The 21,629-nt window shown below is 70.5% G+C and carries 24 protein-coding genes; 6 read left to right on the top strand and 18 right to left on the bottom strand.

Annotation, left to right across the window (positions count from 1 at the left end; genetic code table 11):
* Positions 1 to 28: 28 nt before the first annotated feature.
* From EV186_RS34740 to EV186_RS34700, 9 genes are all read right to left on the bottom strand, one after another.
* Entirely contained in the window at positions 29 to 919 is an 891-nt protein-coding gene (locus EV186_RS34740) for an LLM class flavin-dependent oxidoreductase (protein WP_133853728.1), read from the bottom strand.
* Between the two features lie 227 nt (positions 920 to 1,146).
* Positions 1,147 to 2,034 carry a diacylglycerol/lipid kinase family protein gene (locus EV186_RS34735; RefSeq protein WP_133853727.1) on the bottom strand — a complete coding sequence of 296 codons (888 nt, stop codon included), beginning with the start codon at positions 2,032 to 2,034 and terminating at the stop codon, positions 1,147 to 1,149.
* 13 nt (positions 2,035 to 2,047) lie between these two features.
* Complete coding sequence (gene tatC, locus EV186_RS34730; protein WP_243754467.1) at positions 2,048 to 2,941, bottom strand: twin-arginine translocase subunit TatC; 894 nt, start codon at positions 2,939 to 2,941, stop codon at positions 2,048 to 2,050.
* 71 nt (positions 2,942 to 3,012) lie between these two features.
* Complete coding sequence (tatA, locus tag EV186_RS34725; protein ID WP_341815974.1) at positions 3,013 to 3,324, bottom strand: twin-arginine translocase TatA/TatE family subunit; 312 nt, start codon at positions 3,322 to 3,324, stop codon at positions 3,013 to 3,015.
* 1 nt (position 3,325) lies between these two features.
* On the bottom strand, positions 3,326 to 3,604 hold the full coding sequence (locus tag EV186_RS34720; RefSeq protein ID WP_133853725.1) for a hypothetical protein: 279 nt from the start codon (positions 3,602 to 3,604) through the stop codon (positions 3,326 to 3,328).
* 17 nt (positions 3,605 to 3,621) lie between these two features.
* Positions 3,622 to 4,593: a helix-turn-helix transcriptional regulator gene (locus EV186_RS34715; protein WP_133853724.1), complete on the bottom strand. Its 972-nt coding sequence runs from the start codon at positions 4,591 to 4,593 to the stop codon at positions 3,622 to 3,624.
* The gene (locus EV186_RS34710) at positions 4,590 to 5,570 is read right to left on the bottom strand and encodes a helix-turn-helix transcriptional regulator (protein WP_133853723.1); all 981 of its coding nucleotides are present in this window, start codon (positions 5,568 to 5,570) and stop codon (positions 4,590 to 4,592) included. Before EV186_RS34710 ends, EV186_RS34715 begins: the two co-directional genes overlap by 4 nt.
* A gap of 84 nt (positions 5,571 to 5,654) precedes the next feature.
* Positions 5,655 to 6,632, bottom strand: a complete 978-nt coding sequence (locus tag EV186_RS34705; RefSeq protein ID WP_133853722.1) for an LCP family protein — start codon at positions 6,630 to 6,632, stop codon at positions 5,655 to 5,657.
* Positions 6,633 to 6,729: 97 nt separating this feature from the next.
* Positions 6,730 to 7,107, bottom strand: a complete 378-nt coding sequence (locus tag EV186_RS34700; RefSeq protein ID WP_133853721.1) for a nuclear transport factor 2 family protein — start codon at positions 7,105 to 7,107, stop codon at positions 6,730 to 6,732.
* A 102-nt stretch (positions 7,108 to 7,209) separates the two neighbouring features.
* On the opposite strand from EV186_RS34700, the gene EV186_RS34695 reads away from it, so the two are divergent.
* Positions 7,210 to 8,001 carry a helix-turn-helix domain-containing protein gene (locus tag EV186_RS34695; RefSeq protein WP_133853720.1) on the top strand — a complete coding sequence of 264 codons (792 nt, stop codon included), beginning with the start codon at positions 7,210 to 7,212 and terminating at the stop codon, positions 7,999 to 8,001.
* Here the strand turns inward: EV186_RS34695 and EV186_RS34690 are convergent.
* Complete coding sequence (locus EV186_RS34690) at positions 7,961 to 8,611, bottom strand: winged helix-turn-helix transcriptional regulator (RefSeq protein ID WP_208115927.1); 651 nt, start codon at positions 8,609 to 8,611, stop codon at positions 7,961 to 7,963. The two genes, EV186_RS34695 and EV186_RS34690, sit on opposite strands and share 41 nt — an antisense overlap.
* Before the next feature lie 58 nt (positions 8,612 to 8,669).
* Here EV186_RS34690 and EV186_RS34685 point away from each other — a divergent pair, with 58 nt between their 5' ends.
* The 3 genes from EV186_RS34685 to EV186_RS34675 are packed head-to-tail and all read left to right on the top strand — an operon-like array spanning position 8,670 to position 10,434.
* Entirely contained in the window at positions 8,670 to 9,146 is a 477-nt protein-coding gene (locus EV186_RS34685; protein ID WP_133853719.1) for a pyridoxamine 5'-phosphate oxidase family protein, read from the top strand.
* Positions 9,146 to 9,841, top strand: coding sequence for an alpha/beta hydrolase (locus EV186_RS34680; protein WP_208115926.1), 696 nt, complete (start codon positions 9,146 to 9,148; stop codon positions 9,839 to 9,841). The genes EV186_RS34685 and EV186_RS34680 overlap by 1 nt, the downstream gene beginning before the upstream one ends.
* Entirely contained in the window at positions 9,838 to 10,434 is a 597-nt protein-coding gene (locus tag EV186_RS34675; RefSeq protein ID WP_133853717.1) for a dihydrofolate reductase family protein, read from the top strand. Before EV186_RS34680 ends, EV186_RS34675 begins: the two co-directional genes overlap by 4 nt.
* Here EV186_RS34675 and EV186_RS34670 read toward each other — a convergent pair.
* The gene (locus EV186_RS34670; protein WP_208115925.1) at positions 10,427 to 11,035 is read right to left on the bottom strand and encodes a DUF4937 domain-containing protein; all 609 of its coding nucleotides are present in this window, start codon (positions 11,033 to 11,035) and stop codon (positions 10,427 to 10,429) included. The genes EV186_RS34675 and EV186_RS34670 overlap by 8 nt on opposite strands.
* Before the next feature lie 8 nt (positions 11,036 to 11,043).
* Positions 11,044 to 12,402, bottom strand: a complete 1,359-nt coding sequence (gene pafA / locus EV186_RS34665; protein WP_133853715.1) for a Pup--protein ligase — start codon at positions 12,400 to 12,402, stop codon at positions 11,044 to 11,046.
* Positions 12,403 to 12,583: 181 nt separating this feature from the next.
* On the opposite strand from pafA, the gene EV186_RS34660 reads away from it, so the two are divergent.
* Positions 12,584 to 13,996, top strand: a complete 1,413-nt coding sequence (locus EV186_RS34660) for a bifunctional phosphatase PAP2/diacylglycerol kinase family protein (protein WP_133853714.1) — start codon at positions 12,584 to 12,586, stop codon at positions 13,994 to 13,996.
* A 374-nt stretch (positions 13,997 to 14,370) separates the two neighbouring features.
* On the opposite strand, the gene prcA is transcribed toward EV186_RS34660, so the two are convergent.
* From prcA to dop, 4 genes are all read right to left on the bottom strand, one after another.
* On the bottom strand, positions 14,371 to 15,153 hold the full coding sequence (gene prcA, locus EV186_RS34655; RefSeq protein ID WP_133853713.1) for a proteasome subunit alpha: 783 nt from the start codon (positions 15,151 to 15,153) through the stop codon (positions 14,371 to 14,373).
* 39 nt (positions 15,154 to 15,192) lie between these two features.
* Positions 15,193 to 16,074, bottom strand: coding sequence for a proteasome subunit beta (gene prcB / locus EV186_RS34650; protein WP_133853712.1), 882 nt, complete (start codon positions 16,072 to 16,074; stop codon positions 15,193 to 15,195).
* Positions 16,075 to 16,307: 233 nt separating this feature from the next.
* Positions 16,308 to 16,502, bottom strand: coding sequence for a ubiquitin-like protein Pup (locus tag EV186_RS34645; RefSeq protein WP_133853711.1), 195 nt, complete (start codon positions 16,500 to 16,502; stop codon positions 16,308 to 16,310).
* A gap of 120 nt (positions 16,503 to 16,622) precedes the next feature.
* Positions 16,623 to 18,131, bottom strand: coding sequence for a depupylase/deamidase Dop (gene dop / locus EV186_RS34640; protein ID WP_133853710.1), 1,509 nt, complete (start codon positions 18,129 to 18,131; stop codon positions 16,623 to 16,625).
* Positions 18,132 to 18,166: 35 nt separating this feature from the next.
* Here dop and EV186_RS34635 point away from each other — a divergent pair, with 35 nt between their 5' ends.
* Positions 18,167 to 18,688: an NUDIX domain-containing protein gene (locus tag EV186_RS34635; RefSeq protein ID WP_243754450.1), complete on the top strand. Its 522-nt coding sequence runs from the start codon at positions 18,167 to 18,169 to the stop codon at positions 18,686 to 18,688.
* Here the strand turns inward: EV186_RS34635 and EV186_RS34630 are convergent.
* Positions 18,668 to 19,588: an aldo/keto reductase gene (locus EV186_RS34630; RefSeq protein WP_133853708.1), complete on the bottom strand. Its 921-nt coding sequence runs from the start codon at positions 19,586 to 19,588 to the stop codon at positions 18,668 to 18,670. The two genes, EV186_RS34635 and EV186_RS34630, sit on opposite strands and share 21 nt — an antisense overlap.
* Positions 19,589 to 19,819: 231 nt before the next feature.
* Entirely contained in the window at positions 19,820 to 21,625 is a 1,806-nt protein-coding gene (arc, locus tag EV186_RS34625; protein ID WP_133853707.1) for a proteasome ATPase, read from the bottom strand.
* Positions 21,626 to 21,629: the final 4 nt, after the last annotated feature.

The following is a 21,629-nucleotide window of genomic DNA, read 5'->3' as shown; positions in this document are numbered from 1 at the left end:
TCACAACCCACCGACAGCCGACGACCGACTACCCGCGCAGCAGCGCACCGGCCCCGGCGAACGCCTCGTAGTTGCCCAGGACGTCCGGCCCGATCGACCCCAGCACGACCCGCGTGACGCCGGCGTCGCGGTACTCGGCGATCCGCTCGGCCAGCACGTCGGCCGGGCCGGCCAGGACGAGTTTCGCGCCCAGCTTCCGGTCGAGGCCGTACGTGCGCGTGAAGTAGTCGACGGCCGCGTCCCGGCCGTTCGGGTCACCGGTGGCGAACAAGATCGTGCCGACCTCCGGCGTGTCGCGGTCGGTGGCCAGTTCCGCGAAGCGGTCCTTCAGGTCGCGCAACTGGCCGGGCAGCAGCATCGAGCCGATCCACCCGTGCCCGAACTCGAGGGTCCGCTTGATGGCCCGTTCGGACCGTCCGCCGACCCACACCGGCGGCATGGGGACCGCCGGGGCGATCGTGACCGTGGGTTCGCCGGGCTCGGTGACGACGCGGGTTTCCTTGCCGGACAACAGGTCCGGCAGCATGCGGAGGATCCGGTCGGTGCGCTCGCCGCGTCCTTTGAGGTCGGCGCCCGCCGCCCGCCACTCGGCCGGCCACTGGCCGCCGACACCGACGCCGAGCACGACGCGGTTGCCGGAGAGGTACTGGAGGGTGGCCAGCTGGCGGGCCACGAGCGCGGGCTGGCGCATGGCGATGAGCAGGACGCCGTAGCAGAGGTCGATCTTGGTGGTCGCCGTGGCGGCGGCGGTGAGGCTGAGGGTGCTGTCGAGCAACGGGGCGCCGTTGTCGAGGTGGTCGCCGCACCAGACGGAGTCGAAGCCGAGGTCCTCGATGCGCTTGGCGAGGACCGCGGGCTGCGGGATGGTCGAACCGGCCCGCCCACCGAAGATCGGCAGCGAGACACCGAGGGAGATCACGCCACCACCTTGCCCCCTGGACCCAACTCCAGGTCAAGGCGTGTCCCCCGTTCCCGCCGGATGTGTCCCCTCTTCCCGCCGGGTGTGTCCCCCGTTCCCGTCGGGTGTGTCCCACGTTCCCGTACCCCGAGTCCCACCAAGCGAACGTGGGACACACCCAGTCGGAACGTGGGACACACCAGGTCAGAAAGGGGGACACACCCGGTCTGAGTGTGGGACACGCCCGGTTAGAGGAGGACTTTGAGGGCGTTCGGAACGGCGACCACTTCGAGGGGGAGGCGGCCGGCGGGGTCGCCGTCGGCGTAAGCGAGCCAGGACGGATCGCCTTCGATGTGCACCGACCGGGCGCGGAACGTCTTCACCGCCGGGTGGTGCACGTGCTTGCCGGTGCGCAGGGTCGGCAGGGTGCGCAGTAGATCGACCTTGCTCATCCGGCCCACGACCGTCACGTCGAGCAGGCCGTCCCCCATGTCGGCGCCCGGGCAGATCGGGATGCCGCCGCCGTAGTACGGCTCGTTGGCCAGGGCGAGCTGCGTCGCCTCCAGCTCCACGGTCTCCTCCGGCATGCGCAGCACCACCCGGCGCGCGGCGAACGACGCGAACTCCGCCAGCACCGCCACGTCGTACCGGCGCGGACCGCGCGGCCACGACATGGCGTTCGCGCGGGCGTTGACCGCCGCGTCGAAGCCGGCGCACAACACCGTCGCGAACCACTCGCCGCCCGCCACGCGCCCGAGGTCCACGTGGCGGGAACGGCCGTGCGCCAACGCATCGGCGAGTTGACTGGCTGCCCGAACGGAGTCGGCGGGAATCCCGAGGGCGCGAGCGAAGTCGTTGCCGGTGCCCGCGGGCACCACCCCGAACGCGATGTCCGTACCGGCGCAGAACTGCACACCCTGGTGCATGGAGCCGTCGCCGCCGAGGACCACCAACGCGTCCAGGCCGGCATCGCGCGCCGCGCGCATCAACGCGTGCGATTCCGCGACGGTGTCCGCGACCACCAGGTCGAGCCGGTCGACGGCGTCACGCAGGATGGCCGCGACCGTGCCGGCGACCCGACCGGCCGCCCCCAGTCCGGAGCCCGGATGAACGGCGAGTGCCGCGTGAACGCCCATCCGCGCCTCCCGGTCAGGTCACGTCGTCGAGTTCCTGTGACGTCGGCGCAGATGATGTCACACCAGGACTGGGCACGCTCGGGTCGTCCTCGGGGTGCTCGGCGAACTCGGTCGCCTGCCGCCTGGCCTTGCGCTTGTCGTGCACCCGCGAGACCTGCACGGCCAGCTCGAACAGCACCGTCATCGCGGCGGCGAGCGAAACCATGGAGATGGGGTCGGTGCCCGGGGTGGCGAACGCGGCGAACACGAACAGCGCGAAGATGATGCCGCGGCGCCACTTCGCGAGGTTGCGGTAGGGCAGCACGCCGATCCAGTTGAGCATGATGACGACCAGCGGCAGCTCGAAGCTCACGCCGAAGATCAGCAGCAGCACGAGCACGAACGACACGTAGTCGTTGGCCGCCAGCGCCGTCGCGAACTGGTCGCCGCCGAAGCTGACCAGCACCTTCAAGCCCTGCGGCACCACGAGGTAGGCGACCACGGCACCCGCGGCGAACAGCGCCGACGCGAACAGCACGAAGGTGAGCGCGAACTTGCGTTCCCGGTCGTAGAGGCCCGGGGTGATGAACTTCCAGATCTGGTAGAGCCACAGCGGGCTGGTCACGACCATGCCCGCGGCGATGCCCACCTTGAACTGGATGAGGAACGCCTCGAACGGCTTGGTCTGCAGCAGCCGGCACTCGCTGCCGTTGAAGCTCACCCGCTGATCGGCGGGGAGCGCGCAGTACGGCCCGGTCAGCAGCTTGCCCAGCGAGGGCACCGGCCCCAGGTTGGTCTGGAACCAGATGAAACCGAAGACCCCGCCGAAGAGGATGAACAGGATCGCCAAGCCGATGCGGTAACGCAGTTCGTACAGGTGATCCCGCAACGACATCGTGCCGTCAGGGTTGTGCCTGCGGCTGCGCATGCGCCTCTTCTCGGCACGCACGCCACCGCGGCGGTGCGGTTCTCGCGCCACCGGGTCGTCCGTCCTCTAGCTCAGCTGGCGTTCTTCTGCTGCTGCTCTTCGGCGAGCTTGCGCTTGGTCTCGGCCAGTTCGGCCGCGAGCGCGGCGTTCTGCTCGGCGAGGTTCGCCTCGGCCGCCGGCTTCGCCTCGGGCAGCTGCTGCTCGACGACGGCCGGGGCGACCGCGGGCTTCTCCGGCGTGCCGTCGTCGCCACGCAGGCCCTTGGTCTCCTCCTTGAACGCCTTCGCCGACTTGCCCAGCGACCGCGCCATCTCGGGCAGCTTCCGCGCGCCGAACAGCAAGATGATCACGCCAGCGATGATCAGGAGCTCTGGTACACCCAAGTTACCCAATTAGATCCTTCTCCTGTCTCCCCTTGAGCGATGGTACCTGGGGCCGTGTCGAATCGGTGTTCCTCGCCTTGCGCTCCGCTACCGCCACTCGCAGGGCGGCCCGGCGGGCACGCAACAACCCGGTCTCGTCGGCGAACCGTGCACTGGTCCGGCCGGTGGCGGTCAGCAGGCGCTTCAGCGCGGCCGCGAACCGCAGCGCCGCGAACGCGAGCACCGCCAGCCCGACGGCGACCACGACCGCGATCAGCGCGATGGCGAGCCAGGTGTCCACCAGCCCAGCCTAACGGCTCAAGTGACCGTGAGGTGACGTGCACGGCTGAGCGCTTCGGCCGCGCGCGCACGCAGGCGCGTCGCGAGCTCGGCGGGCTGCTCGACCACGACGTCGCCGCCCAGCCCGAGCAGCAGGCGGACCATCCACGACGTGTCCGCGTAGCGCATGGCCACCCGCAGCCGCCCGCGGTCGAGCTCGTCGAGCTCGGTGACCGGGTAGTACTCGGCCACCCAGCGCGCGTCCGGGTCGAGCACGAGCACAGCTTCCTGCTGATCAGGTGCGGGCTGGAACAAACCGCCGGACAGGTCGGTCGGGCGCGCGGTCGGCGGCGGAGCGGCCGGCTCGTCGAGCACGGTCACGTCGTCGATGCGGTCCATCCGGAACATCCGCACGCCCTCGGCCCGGCGGCACCACGCCTCGAGGTAGCTGCGGCCCGCCACGATCACCACGCGCATCGGGTCGACCGTGCGCTCGGTGATCTCGTCCTTGGACGCCGTGTAGTACGTCATGCGCAGGGCCCGGCCGTCGGCCACGGCCTGCTGCACCAGCGTGCGGGTCTCGACCGTCCGCTTGGCCTCGGCGGCGCTCAACGCGACCGCGACGCCCGCGGGTTCGGCCTGACCGGCGGCGGCCTCGATCTTGGCGATGGCGCGGGCCACCGCGTCGGTGTCGGCCAGGCCCGGGGTGGCCAGCAACGCACGCAACGCCACCAGCAACGCGGTCGCCTCGGCACCGGTCAGTCGCAGCGGCCGGTTCATCCCGGCGTCGTAGGTGACGGTGATCGTCTCACCCTCGAAGGACAGGTCGATCAGGTCGCCGGGGCCGTAGCCGGGCAGCCCGCACATCCACAGCAGCTCGAGGTCCTTGCGCAGCTGGCGGGGCGTGACGCCGAAGTCGGCGGCCGCCTCGGTGACCGGGATGCCCGGGCGCGCGATCAGGTACGGCACAAGGGAAAGCAGCCGCGGAAGCCGGTCGTGCGAGGTGCTCATGGCACCGCCACCTCCCCGGCGATGGCGAGCAGGCGCTCCAGGACCGCCTTGCGCAACACGTCCGGCTCGATCACCAGCACGTCCGGGCCGAACCCGGCGATCCAGCTGACCGCGCTGTCCGGGTAGCCGAGGTCGAGCTGGACGTCGTCGCCCTCGACGCCGTCCACGACCCGCTGCCCGATCACCTTCGCGCGCCGGCGCAGCCCGGCCGCCCGGTTCCTGGCCACCCACAGCGTCGCGGTGGAGCGGGCGGGCGGCTCGCCGCCGGTGCTCGCCACGAAGTCCAGCAGGTTGATCCCGGTCGGCCGCTCGAACGCCTCGGTCCGGCCGATCGCGCGCACGTCGCCGACCACCCGCGAGAGCCGGAAGCAGCGCGGCGCCTTGCGATCGCGGTCGTGCCCGACCACGTACCAGCGCCCCTTCCACGACACCACGCCCCACGGTTCGATCGTGCGCGTGCGCAGCTCGGTCGGGCTCGGCCTGCGGTAGTCGAAGCTCACCGCCTGACGCGCCTGCACGGCGGCGAGCAGCGGCCCGAACGCCGGTTCGCTGGTGCGCACCTTGGACTCGACGACCGTGGGCGCCTGCTGGTCGACGTCGATGCCCGCCGCCCGCAGCTTGAGCAGCGCGCCGTGCGCGGCGCCGGTGAGCTCCGGGGAGTCCCAGAGCCGCACCGCGAGCGCCACGGCGGTGGTCTCGTCGGGTTCGAGGCTGATGTCGCCGAGTTCGTAGTCGCGGCGCGCGATCCGGTAGCCGTCGATGGCGTCGAACGCGGAATTGCGGCCGACCTCGAGCGGCACGCCGAGCTCACGCAACTCGGTCTTGTCGCGTTCGAACGTGCGGAAGAAGGCGTCGTCGCTCGGCGCGTCGGCGTAGCCCGGCACGATCCCCCGGATGCGTTCCGCGGTCAGGTACTGCCGGGTCGACAGCAAGCACAGCACCAGGTTGACCAGGCGTTCTGCGCGGGCGACGGACACAAGGAGAGACTAACCGGCCCAATGGTGCTCCGGCGCGCGGCCCCGCCGCGTGTCGAACACACGATCGGTACGGCTGCCGATCCTTCAGTTCACGCACACGGGCGCGATGCTGCCGGGCGTCCGCGGCTTCGTCCGGGAGTCACCATGGCCGGCCGGCTTGGGCGCGAAGTAGCCGTGGATGAAGCTCTTCACCTTCGCGGGGTCGGCGGTCAGCCAGCCCAGGGCCGTCGTGCCGGTGATCGGGACGGTGCCGATGCGGACGTCGTACGAGGTCAGGTCCCGCACCTGGTTGGCGAACGAGATCAAGTCCCAGCGCTGGTCCAGCACGACGTACTTGCGCACCGCGCCCAGCAGGGCCCGCACCTTGACCGGGCTGGACAGGGTGCCGCTACTGGCCACCGTGTCGATCAGGCCGGCGAGGAAGACCTGCTGGCGGCGAATCCGGTCGAGATCGCCGTTGGGCAGGTTGTGGCGCTGTCGCACGAACGCCAGCGCGGTGTCACCCTGCACCTTCTGCGCCCCGGCCGGGAAGTTCGCGCCGGACATCGGGTCGTGCTGAGCCGCGTTGAGGCAGACCGACACGCCACCGACCAGTTTGGTCATCGCCACGAAGCCCTGCATGTCCGCCTGCGCGTAGTGGTCGATCCGCACGCCGGTCACCTTCTGCACCACGGCCACGAAGTCTTCTTGTGCCTTTTGGACTTGCTGCAACTGCGGCAGGTTCGGCGCCTTGCGCTTCTCGGCGGCCAAAGCGAGCGGGTAGACGGCGTTCAGCCGCGTCCGCCCGAACCCGTCGGCGTTGACCTCCAGATCCCGCGGCAGCGACACGACGGCCGCCGAGTCGCCCGACTTCGGCACGTGCACGACGGCGATGGTGTCCGGCCGGGACCCCTCGATGCCCGGCCGGGTGTCCATGCCGACCACGAGGATGTTGACATCGGCGGCCGGCGCGACACCGGCGTCCGGCCCGGCCGCGGGCGCCGCGCCCGGGGTGTTCTGGGCGCCGCACGCCACGGTCACCGCGGCCAGGCCGGCCGCCACCACCAACTTCAACCCGCGCACGGGCTGTCCTCCCACCACGCTGTCCTCCGACCGCACCTGGGCGCCGGGTGCGCCCCCTCGCGGGCTACTACGAGGGTGACGCCCCGGCCGGTTGCCCTCACATCGCCGGTGCCTTGTCGAGGAAGCCGTAGACGTCACGCAGCTTGCCGTCCTCGGTCAGCACGGCGGTGTCGGCGCCGATCACGACCGACTCGGCGGACTCGCCACCGCCGGCCGGTACCAGCTCCCACCGGAAGCGGACGAGGTCGTGGTGCGCCTCGGGTGCGCCGAGCAAGCGGAAGACGTGGCCGGGGAACAACTTCTGCGCTCCCTCGATCACCGCCGCCACGCCGTCGTGGCCGCGCACGGCGGCCAGCGGGTCGGTGTAGCCGCCGTCGTCGGCCCACAACTGCTTGACGGCGAGCAGCCGGGCGTCCGCGTCGGTCTCGTTCCACGCCGCGATGTAGGACTCCACAGTGGACTTGATGTCGGTCATCGGTTCCTCCCTGGGTTTCGGGTAGCACCGACGATGCCCGGCCTGAGGTCATGCTGTCGATTACCTCTCAGGTAATGGTGGCGACGACGTATCGTGGTGGTCATGGCCAGTACGCGCCCGGTCGGCGAGTTGCTGCGGGGGTGGCGGGACCGGCGCAAGCTGAGCCAGCTCGACCTCGCGATCGACGCCGGCATCTCCACGCGGCACCTGAGCTTCGTGGAGACCGGCCGCTCGGCGCCGAGCCGGGAGATGGTGCTGCGCATCGCCGAACACCTCGAAGTGCCGCTGCGCGAGCGCAACCAGCTGCTGGTGGCGGCCGGGTTCGCGCCGCTGTACCGGGAGACGTCGCTGGCCGAGCTCGGTCCCGCGCGCGACGCGGTGCGGCGCATCCTCGACGGCCACACCCTCTACCCGGCCGTGGTGGTCGACCGGTCCTGGCGGCTGCTGGACGCCAACGAGCCGGTCGGCCTGCTCACGGCCGGAGTAGCGCCGCACCTGCTCGGCGCGGACGCGAACGTGCTGCGGATCGCCCTGCACCCGGACGGCGTCGCGCGCCGGACGGTGAACCTCGGCGAGTGGCGGGCGCACCTGCTCGGCCGGTTGCGCAAGGAGATCACGCTGACCGGCGACCCCGCGTTGCAAGAGCTGCACGACGAACTCGTGGCGTACCCGTGCGATCAGCCGGAGCCGGTGCCCGCCGGACCCGTCGATTTCGTTGTGCCGCTTCGGTTGCGCCACGATGACGTGCCGGGCGGGGAGCTGGCGTTCTTCTCCATCATCGCGACCTTCGGCACGCCACTGGACGTGACGGTGGCCGAACTGGCGATCGAGTCGTTCTTCCCGGCGGACGACGTCACGACCCGCTTCCTGGGGTCGGTCGCGGGAACAAGGTGAGCAGCTCGCGGCCCAGCACCTCGTCGCCCTTGATGATCAGGTCGGTCCGGTCCAGCTCACGCAGCCCGAAGAGCACCGCGCGGAAGGCGCCCGCCTCCCCCTCGATGGTCACGTCCGGGTTCTCGAGGTTGCCGCGCCGCAGATCCAGCAAGCCCTTGTCGATCGACAGGCGGAACTCGTCGGGGCCCAGGCGCAGGTGCGCGCGCACCTGCAGCCCGGCCGCGCGATCGCGGTCGAAGGTGGTCAGCATCGCCAGCACCAAGGCATCGGTGCTCAGCTCGTTCGACGTGGTGATCGCACCCCGGCTCCCCCAGCGCGCCAGGTGGAACAGCACCGGCCGCAGCTCGGCACCGCGCTCGGTGAGTTCGTAGACCGACGACGCCGCGGGTGGCGGCAGCTTGCGCTTGCGCACCACGCCCGCCTCCTCCAGCTCACGCAGCCGGGTGGACAACACGTTCTGCGAGGCAGTCGGCAACCCGGCCCGCAGGTCGGTGAACCGCTTGGGCCCGAACAACAACTCGCGCACCACGAGCAGCGCCCAGCGTTCCCCGACGACGTCGAGCGCGCGGGCCACGCCGCACGGGTCCTCGTAGCTGCGTGCACCTGCCATGGACGCATCCTACCAAGATTGGTCTTGTTTTCGCACCAGTTAGTGCTAATTTAGGACCATGACGACGACGGAGCTGGCCCAAGGCGATCTGGACCTACTGAACACCGACACGGCTCAGCGGCTGCTGGCCTCGACCGAGCTGGCCCGGCTGGCCTACCGCGCGACCGACGGCACCCCGCGCGTGGTGCCGATGCTGTTCCTCTGGAACGGCACCGAACTCGTGATGAGCACGTTCGCCGGCTCGGGCAAGCTGGCCGGGCTGCGCCGCCACCCCGAGGTGACCGTGCTGATCGACCGCGCCGGTCCGCCACCGGAGGTGCTGACGCTGCGCGGCGACGCCGTACTGACCGAGGTCGACGGCCTGCTGCCGGACTACGTGGCCCTGCAACGCCGCTACTACGGCGACGGGTCCGCGGCCGCGCTGGAGCAGCTGGCCGCCCAGCCGGACCTGCGCATGGTCCGCATCGCCGTCGAGCCCAGCTGGGCCGGCGTGCTGGACTTCCAGACCCGCTTCCCGGGTGGGATGCGGCGCTGATGGCCACCTACGTGCTGGTCCACGGGGCCGGCGACGCGTTCTACTGGCACCTGACCGAACCGCGGCTGCGTGCGCTCGGCCACGACGTGATCGCCCCTCAGCTGCCGATGGCCGACGACACGGCCGGGTTCGCCGAATACGCCGACACCGTGGTGGAGGCCATCGGCGACCGGCGAGACCTGGTCGTGGTGGCCCAGTCCCTGGGCGGCTTCACCGGCCCGCTGGTCTGCGCGCGGGTCCAGGTCGACCTGCTGGTGCTGGTGTGCGCGATGACGCCGAAGCCGGGCGAGTCCGCCGGCGAATGGTGGGACGCGACCGGCCAGGACCGCGCCATGCGCGAGTACGCCGAAAGCCAGGGCCGCGTCATGGGCGAGTACCCGGACGTGCGCCGGGACTTCTTCCACGACGTGCCGGCCGACGTGACCGAGGCGGTGTTCGCCCAGCCGGAGCCACGCATGTCGGATGCCGTGTGGGCCAAGCCCTGGCCACTGGAGGCCTGGCCCGCGGTGCCCACCCGGTTCCTGGCCGGTCGCCACGACCGCATGTTCCCGCTGGAGTTCCAGCGCAGGATCGTGCCGCAACGCCTGGGCATCGAGCCCGACGTGATCGACACCGGGCACCTGCCCGCGCTCGCACGACCGGACGAGTTCGTCGCGCGACTCGAGGAATACCGCACTGGGGGGAAGACGCCATGAGCAAGATCGCCGCGGGCGCGTGCATGTCGTTGGACGGGTTCATCGCCGGGCCCGAGGAGAGCGGGTTCGAGCACCTCTTCGCGTGGCTGGGCAACGGCGACGTCGAGGTGCCGACCGCACAGCCCGAGCGGACGTTGCGCACGTCCGCGGCGAGCGCCGAGGTGCTGCGCGAGCACACCGCCTCGGTCGGGGCGCTGGTCGTCGGCCGCAGGCTCTTCGACCTGACGAAGGGCTGGGGTGGCACGCACCCGTGGGGCGTGCCGGTGTTCGTCGTGACGCACTCGGTGCCCGAGGACTGGGCCAACGACGGCAACCCGTTCACCTTCGTCACCGACGGGGTGGCGAGCGCCGTCGAGCAGGCGGCCGAGGTCGCGGGCGTGGACAAGATGGTCGGCGTCAACGGTGGCGAGATGGCCCGCCAGTGCCTGGAGCTCGGCCTGCTGGACGAGGTCGGCATCGACCTCGTACCGGTGTTGCTGGGCGACGGCGTACCGATGTTCGGCAAGCTCGCCGGCGCACCGGTCCGCCTGGCCAACCCCACCGTCGTCGAAGGCGACGGGGTGACCCACCTGCGCTACCGCGTGCTCAGGTGAGCACCGACCAGTCCGGGACCAGCTCCACCTGGTAGCCGGCGAAGTCCTCGAGGTCGGCACCGTGGGCGGCGCGATCGCGCAGGGCCGGGAACACGTCCGACTGGTAGGCGGCATGCGCCGCCGCCGACGCCCATCGGGTGGCGACGAGGAAGCTCGTCCCGGAGCGGGCGAACACACCACCCGTGAAGCCGGGCGCGGCGCTCATCCCCGGGTTCCAGACGTTCACCTGCGCGTCCAGGAAGTGCTGGAGGCGCTCCGGACGCACCCGCCCGTGCGCGAGGCGCAGCAAGCCCGGGCCGACCGTGAAGTCCTCGATGAACGCCACCTCGGGCAGCACCAGGCGTTCGGTGCCCGTGATGCAGCTCGACTGGGCCGCTGCGAGCTTCTGGTGCGGCCCGTCCATGAAGGCGTCGTAGCGGACGTGGTCGGTCCACAGGGCCAGGACGTGCGCCGTGCCGTCATCGTCCCAGCCGCCCAACTGGGTCACGAAGCCCGGCACGGCGGTCAGCTCGGACCACCCGAGCTGACCGTCGGCGAAGCCGTCGCGGTCGGCGAAGCCGTCGCGGTCGGCGACCGTGCAGCGGAGCCACTTGAGCAACACGGCGAGGCCTACAGCGAGGCGATCAGGCGTTCCACTCGCTCGTCCACCGCGCGGAACGGGTCCTTGCACAGCACGGTGCGCTGCGCCTGGTCGTTCAGCTTCAGGTGGACCCAGTCCACGGTGAAGTCCCGGCCCGCCTGCTGAGCGGCGGCGATGAAGTCGCCACGCAGCTTGGCTCGCGTGGTCTGCGGTGGGGTGTCCTTCGCGGCCTCGATCTCGCCGTCGTCGGTCACGCGCTCGACCAGGTCCTTGCGCTGCAACAGGTCGAAGATGCCCCTACCACGGCGGATGTCGTGGTAGGCCAGGTCGAGCTGCGCGATGCGCGGGCTGGACAGGTCGAGGTTGTGCTTGGCCTGGTAGCGCTGCACCAGCCGGTGCTTGATCGCCCAGTCGATCTCGCGGTCGATCTTGGCCAGGTCCTGCGCCTCGATCGCGTCCAGCGTGCGGCCCCACAGCTCCAGCACCCGCTGGGTCACCGGATCGGCCGAGCGCTTGGCCACGTGGTCGACCGCGCGGGCGTAGTACTCGCGCTGGATGTCCAGCGCGGACGCCTCGCGCCCGCCCGCCAGGCGCACCAGGCGCTTGCCGGTCAGGTCGTGGCTGATCTCGCGGATCGCGCGGATCGGGTTGTCCAGGCTGAAGTCCCGGAACTGCACGCCCTCCTCGATCATCTCGAGGACCAGGTTGGCTGTGCCGACCTTGAGCAGCGTCGTGGACTCGGACATGTTCGAGTCGCCGACGATCACGTGCAGGCGCCGGTAGCGCTCGGCGTCGGCGTGCGGCTCGTCGCGGGTGTTGATGATCGGGCGCGAGCGGGTGGTGGCGCTGGAGACGCCCTCCCAGATGTGCTCGGCGCGCTGGGAGAGGCAGTACACGGCACCGCGCGGGGTCTGCAGGACCTTGCCCGCGCCGCAGATCAACTGGCGGGTGACCAGGAACGGCAGCAGCACGTCGGCGATCCGCGAGAACTCGCCGGCCCGCGTGACCAGGTAGTTCTCGTGGCAGCCGTAGGAGTTGCCCGCCGAGTCGGTGTTGTTCTTGAACAGGAAGATGTCGCCGCCGATGCCCTCGTCGGCCAGCCGCCGCTCGGCGTCGACGAGCAGGTCCTCGAGGATCCGCTCGCCCGCCTTGTCGTGGGTGACCAGTTGCACGAGGTCGTCGCACTCGGCCGTGGCGTACTCGGGGTGCGAGCCCACGTCAAGGTAGAGACGGGAGCCGTTGCGCAGGAAGACGTTCGAGGAACGCCCCCAAGACACGACACGCCGGAACAGGTACCGCGCGACCTCGTCCGGGCTCAGCCTGCGCTGGCCGTGGAACGTGCAGGTCACGCCGAACTCGGTTTCGATGCCGAAGATCCGCCGCTGCATTCCTCCAGACTAGGCGTTCCGCTCGGCTACAGCGCAGCGCCGTTCGTGTTTGTTGGCTTTCGATCCGGTCACCGAGGGCACAGTTCGTCCGGTGGGCGGGCATGTGCTCGGTTACGTTTCCGGAGTGATCGGGCGAGTGCGGCGCGGCTCAGCGCGACGGGTAGGACAAGCGGACCTCGTCATGATGCGCAGGTCAGCGGCGCTGCGGCGGACCTGGCTCGACCCGGCGATGCTGCGCCTGTCCCGGTCGGCCAACCACAGCCTGCTGTGGTTCGCGCTGGCCGGGGTCCTGGCCGCGCGAAAAGGCACCACCCGGCGTGGCGGCCTGCGTGGCGTCGCCGCGATCGCCGGAGCCAGCGCCGTGGCCAACCTCATCGCCAAACCGATCTTCCCCAGACGCCGGCCCGCAGCCGAACTGCTGCCCCTGCACCGGCGGCTGGAGAAACGGCCGACGTCGTCGTCGTTCCCCTCCGGGCACTCGGCGTCGGCCGCGGCGTTCGCGACCGCCGTGGCCATGGAGAACCCGGCCGTCGGCGCCGCCATCGCCCCACTGGCCGCCGCCGTGGCGTACTCGCGGGTGCACACGGGCGTGCACTGGCCCACCGACGTGCTCGCCGGGCTCGGCATCGGGGTGGGCGTCGGCGCGGCCACCCGGCACTGGTGGCCGCTCCCGGAGACCGCGCCCGCCCACAGCGAGCACCACGTCGACGCACCCCCGCTCGGCGACGGCTCCGGGTTGGTCGTGCTGGCCAACCCGGCGTCCGGCCCGGACGACGCCGACCCAGCCGACACGGTGAAGCAGCACTGGCCGGCCGCGCGGATCATCCGGCCCGACCCGGCGCGGGACCTCATCTCGCTCGTGCACGAGTCGTTGGACGACACCGTGGTGGCGCTGGGCGTCGCCGGCGGCGACGGAACCGTCGCCGCCGTGGCATCGGTGGCCGCGGAGCGCGGCTTGCCGTTGGTGTTGTTGCCGTTCGGGACGCTGAACCACTTCGCCCGCGACATCGGCGTGACCACTGTGGAGGACGCCGTCGCCGCCACGGCGACGGGTTCGGCCGTGGGCATCGACCTCGGACTGGTCGACGTGGCCGGTGACGGGCAGCGGTGGTTCGTCAACACCGCGAGCCTCGGGGGGTACCCCGAGATGGTGCGGCTGCGCGAGCGGATGGAGCACCGCTGGGGGAAGTGGCTGGCCGCCGGGATCGCGATGGTGCGGGTGTTGCGCAGCGCGCAACCGATCCAGGTGACGCTCAACGGGGAGCGGCGGGTGCTTTGGTTGCTGTTCCTGGGGAACGGGAGCTACCTGCCGAAGGGGTTCGCGCCGTCGTCGCGTCCCGCGTTGGACAGCGGGTGCCTGGATGTGCGGTACGTGCGGGCGGATGTGCCCTACTCGCGGGCCCGGTTCGTGGCGGCCGTGCTGACCCGGACGTTGCACGCGAGCCACGTGTACCGGCAGGCTGATGTCGCCGAACTGAAGGTGGAAGTGGTGGACGGGCACCGGCGCGTCGCCACCGACGGCGAGGTCGGGCCGCTGGGGAACACGTTCACCTTCGAGTCCCGTCGGCGGGCGCTCGTGGTCTACCGCCCCTGAGTCCAGGAGCATCCAGGCTTTTCCAGATCGGGGCCGCGCGGGCGCTGGGTTCGGCTTGTATTCGCGCCATGTTCGCGGAAACGACGGTTCAGGTGGCGCCCGGTGGGCCGAACTACTCGTTCAGGCTGGTGTGCCGCGTTCGCTCGTGAGTTCGCCGTTCGGGCCGGGAGCTCAGTGGTGCGTTCGGTTTGACACGAGGACCCCCACGCCTCGTGCAAAACCGAACCCAGCAACGCCACGGTGTCTTGGCCTCGCCGGCGGCGCACTTCTCGCTTCTGGTGCGGCTTGGTCTTGCTGGATCCTCGGACATGCCAGGGCGCCCTTGACCTTGTCCGTTCGGACCGGTCAAGGGCGCCCTTCGAAACTGAGGAAACTCAGGCGTCGCCCTCGGGGAGGTTCACGTCCTCGACGGGCTTCTCGGGCTTGTCGTCCTTGGCCTCGTCGGCCTTCTCATCGCTGGGCAGCAACGCGGCCAGCGCCGCGCCCTCGATGCGGCGGAACGCCCGGCGGGGGCGGTTGCGCTCCAGCAGGGCCACCTCCAGCTTGCCGATCCCGCCGTTGTCGCCGTTGTTGTTGCTCCCGGCCGGAACTGCCGTCTTGAGCGCCTGCACGGCGACGGCAACCCCGTCCGACAGGTCCAGGTCGTCGCGGTAGGTCTCCTTGAGGGAGTTGGCGATCGGCTCCGTCTGGCCGCCCATCACCAGGAAACGCGGCTCGTGGTCGATGGAACCGTCGTACGTCAGGCGGTACAGCTGGTCGTTCTCCTGCGTGGTGCCCACCTCGGCCACGCACAGCTCGACCTCGAACGGCTTGATCTGGTCGGTGAACATCGCGCCGAGGGTCTGCGCGTAGACGTTCGCCAGCTGCCGCGCCGACACGTCACGACGGTCGTTCGCGTAGCCCCAGAGGTCCACGTGGCGAATGCCCGCACGACGCAGGCTCTCGTACTCGCTGTAGCGACCTGCGCCCGCGAAGCCGATCCGGTCGTAGATCTCCGAAACCTTGTGCAGGGTCGTCGACGGGTTCTCCGCGACGAACAGCACGCCACCGGTGTACTTGAGCACGACGACGCTACGACCCCGGGCGATGCCCTTGCGGGCGTACTCCGAGCGATCGCGCATCAACTGCTCTGGCGATGCGTACAGCGGCATTGTCACGGCGTTGGCTCCAGGAATCTCTCGGGTCGGTCAGGGATGTCAGCCGCGCGGGTTCTCGGCGCGGGCGGCCACCACGGCCTCGGCGACGGCGGCGGCCTCCTCCTCGGGCAGTCGCACCGCACCGTTGGCCGCGTCGATGGTCACCACGGTCGGGAAGATGCGGCGCGCGAGGTCGGGGCCACCGGTGGCCGAGTCGTCGTCCGCGGCGTCGTACAGGCCCTCGATGGCCACGCGAATGGCTGCATCACGACCACCCGCCGGGTCGTAGAGCTTCTTGATGGCGGACTTGGCGAACAGCGAACCCGAGCCCACCGCGTAGAAGCCGGCGCGCTCCTCGTAGCGGCCACCGACCACGTCGTAGGACACGATGCGACCCGCCTTGGCCGGGTCCTCGGCGTGCAGGTCGTAACCCACGAAGAGCGGCACCACGGCCAGCCCGGCCATGGCCATCTCCAGGTTGCCCCGGATCATCCCGGCCAGCCGGTTGGCCTTGCCGTCCAGCGACAGGGACACGCCCTCGTTCTTCTCGTAGTGCTCCAGGTCCACCGTGTAGAGCCGCACCAGTTCGACGGCGAGACCGGCGGTGCCCGCGATGCCCACCGCCGAGTACTGGTCGGTGACGTAGACCTTCTCCACGTCGCGCTGGGCGATCAGGTTGCCCGCGGTCGCCCGCCGGTCACCGGCGAGCAGCACGCCGCCGTCGTAGGAGATGGCGACGATGGTGGTGCCGTGCGGCACGTCCAGCGGTACCTGCGACTGCTCGCGTGCGCCGCCGATGCCCCGGGCGCCGGGGAGCAGCTCCGGTGCCTGGGCACGCAGGAAGTCGACGAACGAGGACGTGGCGGCCGACATGTAGGCAGCCGGCAGATAGCCGGCCGACTGGGCGGCACCCGGCCGCGGGCCTGGGGAGATCGGGTCCATGCCTGCTTTCGTTTCCGTTGAGCTGGTGGGGCAGGAAGTTCTTACGCCATCTCGGAAGGCTTACGCCACCCCGAAGCGGCGCCGGGGTAGGACGATGTGCGCCACCGAGACGGGGTCCGGGGGCTCGCCCCCGGCCGGGGGCGTGGGGGCTTGGCCCCCACAAGACACGTAGTTCGAAGCTCGGCGAGCGCTCTCCGCGAGCACACGTCTCCCTTCGAACGACCCCCTTCGAACTACTCGCCGCCCTTTTGGACGTAAGCCCGCACGAAGTCCTCGGCGTTCTCTTCCAACACGTCGTCGATCTCGTCGAGGATCGCGTCGGTGTCGTCGCCGAGCTTCTCGCGGCGTTCCTGACCGGCGGCAGCGGCGCCTTCGACCTCGTCGTCGCCGTCACCGCCGCCCTGGCGCTGCACCTGTTCCTGAGCCATCTCGCCTCCTGGTGTGGCTTGGCTACCTTGAAGATTACCGACCAGGACCGACATTCGTCGTCGCCCGGCGGTGATCAAGGCAAGGAATTTCGCCCGTAGCGCACCCGGCGCTACGGGGCGTCACCGCCTGCTGCCTCCGGTCAGGGCGTCGACGAGCTGCTCGGCGGTCTCCGACGCGGCGAGCAGCTCGCCCACGTGGGCCTTGGTGCCGCGCAGCGGCTCCAGCGTCGGGATGCGCACCAGCGACTCGCGCCCGAGGTCGAAGATGACCGAATCCCACGACGCCGCGGCGATCGAGTTCGGGTAGCGCTCGAGGCACCGGCCGCGGAAGAACGCCCGGGTGTCGGTCGGTGGCGTGGTGATCGCCTCGCGCACCTCCTCCTCGGTGACCAGCCGGCGCATGGAGCCGCGGGTGACCAGCCGGTTGTAGAGGCCCTTGTCCAGCCGCACGTCGGAGTACTGCAGGTCGACCAGTTGCAGCCGCGGCGAGTTCCAGTTCAAGCCGTCGCGGGCCCGGTAGCCCTCGAGCAGGCGCAGCTTGGCCGGCCAGTCGAGGCGGTCGGCGCACTCCATCGGGTCGCGGCGCAGCGCGTCGAGGATCTCGCCCCACACCTTCAGCACGTCCTTGGCGACCGCGTCCGGCTCGATCCGGTCGAGGTGCTCGGTGACCATGTCGTGGTAGGCGGACTGGACGTCGAGGCCGGTGAACTTGCGCCCGTTGGCCAGCTCCACCGTGGCCTTGAGGGTCGGGTCGTGGCTGATCGTGTGCACCGAACGGACCGGGTCGGCCAGCTTGAGGTGGTCGAAGCGCAGGCCCGACTCGATCAGGTCCAGAACGAGCGCGGCGGTGCCGACCTTGAGGTACGTGGAGTACTCGGCGAGGTTGGCGTCACCGATGATCACGTGCAGCCTGCGGTACTTGTCCGCGTCGGCGTGCGGCTCGTCGCGGGTGTTGATGATGCCGCGCTTGAGCGTGGTCTCCAGGCCGACCTCGACCTCGATGTAGTCGGCGCGCTGGGAGAGCTGGAAGCCCGCCTCCTCGCCCGACACGCCGATGCCGACGCGACCGGACCCGCAGATCACCTGGCGCGAGGCGAAGAACGGCGTCAGCCCGGCGATCACCGCGGTGAACGGCGTGCTGCGCGACATCAGGTAGTTCTCGTGGGTGCCGTAGCTGGCGCCCTTGTTGTCGATGTTGTTCTTGTAGAGCTGCAGGCGGGGCTGGCCGGGCACGGTGGCGGCGCGCAGCGCGGCCTCCTCCATCACCCGCTCCCCCGCCTTGTCCCAGATGACGGCGTCGCGCGCATTGGTGACCTCGGGCGCGGAGTACTCGGGGTGGGCGTGGTCGACGTAGAGCCGCGCGCCGTTGGTGAGGATGACGTTGGCCGCGCCGAGGTCCTCCACGTCGGGGTCCTGCGGTGGCATGCCGGGCGCGCCGAGGTCGAACCCGCGCGCGTCGCGCAACGGCGACTCGACCTCGTAGTCCCAGCGTGCGCGCCGCGCCCGCGGGATGTCCGCGGCCGCCGCGTACGCGAGGACGACCTGCGTTGAGGTGAGCACCGGGTTCGCGGTCGCGTCACCCGGCACGGAGATGCCGTATTCGACCTCGGTTCCCATGATCCGCCGCATACCGCCAGCCTACGGGACCTGCCACCATGAACCGCGTGACGGCTGGCGAGGAACTGGTGGCCTGGTACGACCCCGCCGGGACGGTGATCGGCTCGGTGCCCCGCAGCCGGATGCGGGCGCAGCGGCTGTGGCACGCGACCACCGGTGTGCTGGTGCGTTCGCTCGACGGGTCACGGGTGTTCGTGCACCGGCGGACGGCGGACAAGGACGTCTTCCCCGGGATGCTCGACGTTTGGGCTGGTGGGGTGGTCGCGGCCGGGGAATCGCCCGCGGTGACGGCCGTGCGCGAACTCGCCGAGGAGTACGGCGTGTCGGGCGTCGCGGTCGAGCCGTTGTTCTCCGGGACCTACGACCTGCCGGACGTGCGGTGCCACGCGTTCCTGTACGAGGCCCGGTCGAACGGTCCGTTCGTGGTGCAGGAGTCGGAGATCGAGTCCGCATGGTGGGAACCGGTGTCGCGGCTGCGCGTGCTGGTCGACGACCCGCGGTGGCCGATCGTCCCCGACGGACGGATCGCGCTCAAGGAGTGGTTCGCCCTAGGTCCACGCGAGAGCTGATCGAGCCGCCCAATAGTCCCGCGGCGGTTCGGCGTGTCCCGCGAACGCATCCGGCGCCAGGCGCAACCGGGTGGCCCGCAGGTTCGCGCGCAACTGCTCGACGCTCGCCGCACCGCTGAGCACGACGTCGGCCCACGGTTGAGCCAGGACAGCCGCCAAGGCCACCGCGTCGGTTCCCACATCGTGGTCGTGGGCGAGGCTGGTGACCTGCGGCGGCGGCTGGACGGCGAGCCGGCCGTTGGCCATGGCCTCCTTGACCAGCACCAGCGCGCCCGCGTCGTGGGCCTCGGCCAGGGCCGGCCCGACGGACTGCTCCAGGATGTTCCAGGTGGACTGGACGGCGGTGAACACCGGCGCGCCGCCCACGGTCAAGTCGAACGCCCGGCGGACCGCTTCCGCTTGTGCCGCACCGGAAGTGGAGAAGCCGACGCGCACGCCACCGGCAGCCAGCCCGGCCAGTTTCGCCTGCAGCGGACGGTCGGTGAACAGCGGGCTGTCCGGCGTCAGCGAGTGCACCTGGTAGAGCGAGATCCGGTCGCCGAGCAGGTCGCGGCTTTCCTGCCACTGCCGGGTGAAGCGGGCGAGGCTGTGTTCCTTGACCTCGTGCACGTCGGCGTCGCGGCGCCAGCCGGCCACGTACGCGTAACCCCACTTGCTGGAGATCGTGACGTCGCCGTGATCGCGGGCGGCCAGCCAGCCGGACAGGAACTCCTCGGCCCGCCCGTAGGAGCGGGCCGCGTCGACCCACCGCACGCCGGCGGCGTACGCGGCGTCCAGGACGTCCCAGCAGGCCGCGCGCATCGCTTCCACCGTGCGGTCTTCGGGCAACGCGCCGTCGCGGCCGAGGTTGACGTATGCGGGCCTGCCCAGCGCGGCCAGCCCGAGCCCGATCCGGTCCATCAGCCCATCCTCCACCGCGCGTGTCCCCTCGTCCGACCCGGTGTGTCCCCTCGTCCGACCGGGCGTGCCCGCTCTTCCGGCCCGGTGTGCCCGCTGGTCCAGTTGGTCTCGGGGTGCGGCTCGAGTGGGGTGGGTTGTGTTGGCCTCGCGGAGGATTGCGAGTGCTGCGGTGAACGCGAAGCAGCCCCTGGCCGCCGGAATGCGGGCAGGGGCTGCTTCGAGCGATCGGTGCTACAGGTACTGACCGGTGTTGTTGGCCGTGTCGATGGCGCGGCCGGAATCCTGGTTCTTGCCGGTGACGAGGGTGCGGATGTAGACGATCCGCTCCCCCTTCTTGCCGGAGATCCGGGCCCAGTCGTCCGGGTTGGTGGTGTTGGGCAGGTCCTCGTTCTCCGCGAACTCGTCGACGATCGCGTCGAGCAGGTGCTGCACGCGCAGACCGGGCTGACCGGTCTCCAGCACCGACTTGATCGCCGCCTTCTTCGAGCGGTCGACGATGTTCTGGATCATCGCGCCCGAGTTGAAGTCGCGGAAGTACAGGACTTCCTTGTCCCCGTTGGCGTAGGTGACCTCCAGGAAGCGGTTGTCCTCGCTCTCGTCGTACATCCGCTCGACGGTGTGCTGGATCATCGCGTCCAGGCAGGCCTGCCGGTCGCCGCCGAACTCCGCGAGGTCCTCGGAGTGGATCGGCAGGTTCGGGGTCAGGTACTTGGAGAAGATGTCGCGGGCGGCTTCGGCGTCCGGTCGCTCGATCTTGATCTTCACGTCCAGCCTGCCGGGTCGCAGGATGGCCGGGTCGATCATGTCCTCGCGGTTGGACGCGCCGATCACGATCACGTTCTCCAGGCCCTCGACGCCGTCGATCTCCGAGAGCAGCTGCGGCACGATCGTGGTCTCCACATCGGAGGACACGCCCGAGCCACGGGTGCGGAAGATCGAGTCCATCTCGTCGAAGAACACGATCACCGGGGTGCCCTCGGACGCCTTCTCACGAGCCCGCTGGAAGATCAAGCGGATGTGCCGCTCGGTCTCACCCACGAACTTGTTGAGCAGCTCGGGACCCTTGATGTTCAGGAAGTAGGACTTGGCTTCCTTCGCGTTGTCGCCACGCGCCGCCGCCACCTGCTTGGCCAGCGAGTTGGCGACCGCCTTGGCGATGAGCGTCTTGCCACAGCCGGGCGGGCCGTAGAGCAGGACGCCCTTCGGCGGGCGCAACTCGTACTCGGTGTACAGGTCGGCGTGCAGGAACGGCAGCTCGACCGCGTCGCGGATCTGTTCGATCTGCCGGAAGAGCCCACCGATGTCGGCGTAACCGACGTCGGGCACCTCCTCCAGCACCAGGTCCTCGACCTCGGCCTTGGGCACCCGCTCGTAGGCGTAGCCGGACTTGGCGTCGACCAGCAACGAGTCGCCCGGCTTGAGCGGCGCGTCGACGAGCGGATCGGCCAGCATGATCACCCGCTCCTCGTCGGCATGACCGACGATGAGCGCGCGCACCGGGCCGTCGTCCTCGCCTGCTTCGAGCACCTCGCGCAAGGTCGAGACCTCACCGGTGCGCTCGAAACCACCTGCTTCGACCACCGTCAGCGCCTCGTTGAGACGGACGGTCTGGCCGCGGCGCAGCTCCTGCGCCTCGACCGAGGGCGACACGGCGACCCGCATCTTGCGGCCCGCCGTGAACACGTCCACCGTGCTGTCCTCGAACTGCTCGAGGAACACGCCGTAGCCGCTGGGCGGCTGGGCGAGCCGGTCGACCTCCTCGCGCAGGGCGAGCAGCTGGCTGCGCGCCTCGCGCAGCGTGTCGACCAGCTTGGCGTTGCGCTCGGTGAGCTGACTCACCCGCTCGGACGCCTCGGCAAGGCGCTGCTCGAGGATCCGCGTGTGCCGAGGGGACTCGGTCAGCTTGCGTCGTAGTACCGCTATCTCTTCTTCGAGGAACCTGATCTGCGCGGCCTCGCTGCGCCCGAGGGCGCCAGGACCGTTGGTAGGGCCGTCGGCCTCGTCTTCCGGCCGGCTGCCGGGACGGTCGTGCTGCATCTCC

This window comes from Labedaea rhizosphaerae, assembly GCF_004362825.1.
GTDB classification, from domain to species: Bacteria; Actinomycetota; Actinomycetes; order Mycobacteriales; family Pseudonocardiaceae; genus Labedaea; species Labedaea rhizosphaerae.
Note: the sequence above shows the minus strand (reverse complement) of the source record. Positions and strands in the feature narration are given on the sequence as shown.